Here is a 3,043-nt window from a genome sequence, read left to right on the forward strand (position 1 = left end):
CCCCCGACCCCCGGGACGGGGAGGAGGACGCCCCGCCCGCCGGGAGCGGTGCCGGGACCGCCGGCGGCCCCGGCGCGGAGGCCGCCCCGCCGGACCTCTACCACGGCACCATCCGGCTCGACCCCGACCTGCCGCTGAGCGCCTGCGGCGTGCGCGAGGGGGCGCTGCTGGGGCTGGGCGCGCCCCTGGCGGAGGACGAGGCCGAGCCCGGTCGCCCGGTGCGTTTCCCGCCCCCCGGCGACCCCACCCTGGTGGAGTTGCGGCACGTCTCCGGTCCCGGCGCCGGTCGGGTGTGGCGGCTGGGCCCGGGCCGGCACGAGTTCGGTACCGACCGGGGGTGCGCGCTGCGCCCCGACGGCGACCCGGGCCCGGGCGTGCCGGCCTCGGGCGTGTGGATCACCGTCGGGACGGACGGCTCGGTCTCCGTCCTGTTGCCCCGGGACGCCGACCCCGAGCGGTGCGGACTGCGCAGTCTCACCCCGCCGCCGCCCGTGGATCCCGACACCGGCATACCGCTCACCGACGAGGAGCCCGCCGGCCCCCGGGACGGCGGTCCCGGCGGTCACTCCGTCGCACCGCCGCCGCCCGGCCCGGACGGACTGCCGGAGGAACCACCGCTCCCGCCGCCCACCGAGCTGCCGCGCCCGACCGACGGGGCGATCGAGTGGCCGGCCTGGGCGGACCTCGCGCTGGGAGACCACCTGCTGCGGCACGGGGCCCCGTTCGAGCCGGACGCGGCGGTCAACCCGTCGGCGGACGGCGTCGGCGTCGAGTACAACCGGCCGCCGCGGCTGGCCCCGCACCTGGACGACGAGTCGCTGCGGCTGCCCGGCCCCCCGACGGCCAACCGCGGCCGGGCCTTTCCGTTCCTCATGATCATCATGCCGCTGATCATGGGCCTGGTGCTGATCAGCCTCTTCCGCAACTTCTTCTTCGTCGTCTTCGTCTTCTTCACCCCCCTGATGGCGATCAGCAACTGGGTGATGGCCCGGCGCAGCGGCCGTCGCCAACACGCCGAGAAACTGCGCCTGTACCGGCTCCGGCGGGCCGCGCTGGAGTCGGAGATGCGCAAGGCCACCGTCGCCGAACGCGGCCTGCGCAACCGCGCCTTCCCCGACCCCGCGGCCGTCCTGCTGCACGCCTCCGGCCCCGGCCGGCAGCTGTGGGAGCGGCGCCGCCGCGACCCCGACCACCTCGTGCTGCGGCTGGGCACGGTCACCCGGGCCTCGCTCAAGCGGATCGAGGACCAGGCTCGGGAGAGCCACCACCGCTCCGTGCACTGGCGGTTGGCGGACGTGCCCTACGGCGTCGAGGTGGCCGAGTGCGGGGTGGTCGGCTTCACCGGCTCCGGCGACGGGCCGCGCGCCCTGGCCCGCTGGGCGGTCGCCCAGAGCGCCGTCCTGCACAGCCCGCGCGACCTGAGGATCGTCGTCCTGACCACCGACGAGCACGCCGAGTCGTGGGGCTGGGTGCGCTGGCTGCCGCACCTGCGGGGCATCGCCCCGGAGGCGGTGGTGGCGCTGGGCAACGACCCGGAGAGCACCGCCCACCGGGTCAACGAACTGCTCTCCCGGCTGCGCGCCCGGGTGCAGGCCTCCTCCTCGGCGTTGGGCCGGACCCTGATGACCGAGCCGGACATCCTGGTCGTCCTCGACGGCGCCCGCCGGCTGCGGGACGTGCCGGGCGTGGTGGAACTGTTGACCACCGGCCCGGCGGTGCGGATCTTCTCGCTCTGCCTGGACGAACGGGAGCGGCTGCTGCCCGAGGAGTGCACGGTGGTGGTCTCCTCGCACGGAAACCGGCTGACCCTGCGCGCCTCGGGCATGCCGGCGGTGGAGGACATCCGCGCCGATCTGGTCACCCCGGCCTGGTGCGAGGAGGTGGCCCGCTCCGTGGCGCCGGTGCGGGACGTGAGCGTGGACGCCGACTCCGGCCTTCCGGCGGACGTGCGGCTGCTGCCACTGCTGGACCAGGAACCGCCGGACCCGGCGAAGGTGGTGGAGCTGTGGAACCGCCGCCCCGCCTCCACCTCCTTCGTGCTGGGGCGCGGATACGAGAACCTGCTGCGGCTGGACCTGGTGCGGGACGGGCCGCACGGCCTGGTCGGCGGCACCACCGGCTCCGGCAAGTCCGAACTCCTCCAGACCCTCATCGCCTCCCTGGCGGCGGTGAACCGACCCGACGAACTGACCTTCGTCCTGGTGGACTACAAGGGCGGCAGCGCCTTCCGGGAGTGCGCGGAACTCCCGCACACCCTGGGCATGATCACCGACCTCGACGGCCACCTGGTGCAGCGCGCGCTGGCCTCCCTCGACGCCGAGCTGCGGCGCCGCGAGACGGTGCTGGCGGAGGTCGAGGCCAAGGACCACGCCGAGTACCGGGCCAAGCGGGCCCGCGACCCGCGCCTGGCGCCGCTGCCCCGGCTGCTCATCGTGATCGACGAGTTCGCCACCCTGGTCCGCGAGTTGCCGGGCTTCGTCCCGGGCCTGATCAACCTGGCGCAGCGCGGCCGTTCACTGGGCCTGCACCTGCTGCTGGCCACCCAGCGCCCGGCCGGCTCGGTGAACAACGAGATCAAGGCCAACACCAACCTGCGGATCGCGCTGCGGGTCACCGACCGCTCCGAGAGCCAGGACATCATCGACTCCCCGGACGCGGTCACCATCTCCCCGCACACCCCCGGCCGGGCGCTGGTGCGGCGCGGCGGCGGCACCCCCACCGCCTTCCAGACCGCCTGGGTGGGCGCCGAACGCCCCGGCGCGGCCCCTCCCGGGGAGGACGGGGACGGGGAGGTCTCGTCGGCCGGGCCCGCCCGCCCGGTGCGGGCCGCCGAGCTGACCTGGCAGGGGCTGGGCCGCCCGGTCGTGACCGACCGGGAGGAGGACGAGGGCGAGACGGTCACCGAGGAACGGCCCACCGACCTCGGCGCCCTGGTGACGGCGCTGCGCGAGGCCGCCGACCTGCTGCCGGACCTCGCGCCGGGCGTCCGGCCGTGGCTGCCCGCGCTGCCGGAACACCTCACCCTCCGCGACCTGCCCCCGAC

Annotated in this window: 1 protein-coding gene; it reads left to right on the forward strand. The window is 75.8% G+C overall.

The annotated features are described in order from the left end of the window. Positions 1-3,043, forward strand: a 3,043-nt coding sequence (locus FOE67_RS21280) for an FtsK/SpoIIIE domain-containing protein (RefSeq protein ID WP_438874275.1), incomplete at both ends; no start/stop codon positions are given.

The organism is Streptomyces calidiresistens, from assembly GCF_014141525.1.
Taxonomy (GTDB): Bacteria; Actinomycetota; Actinomycetes; order Streptomycetales; family Streptomycetaceae; genus Streptomyces; species Streptomyces calidiresistens.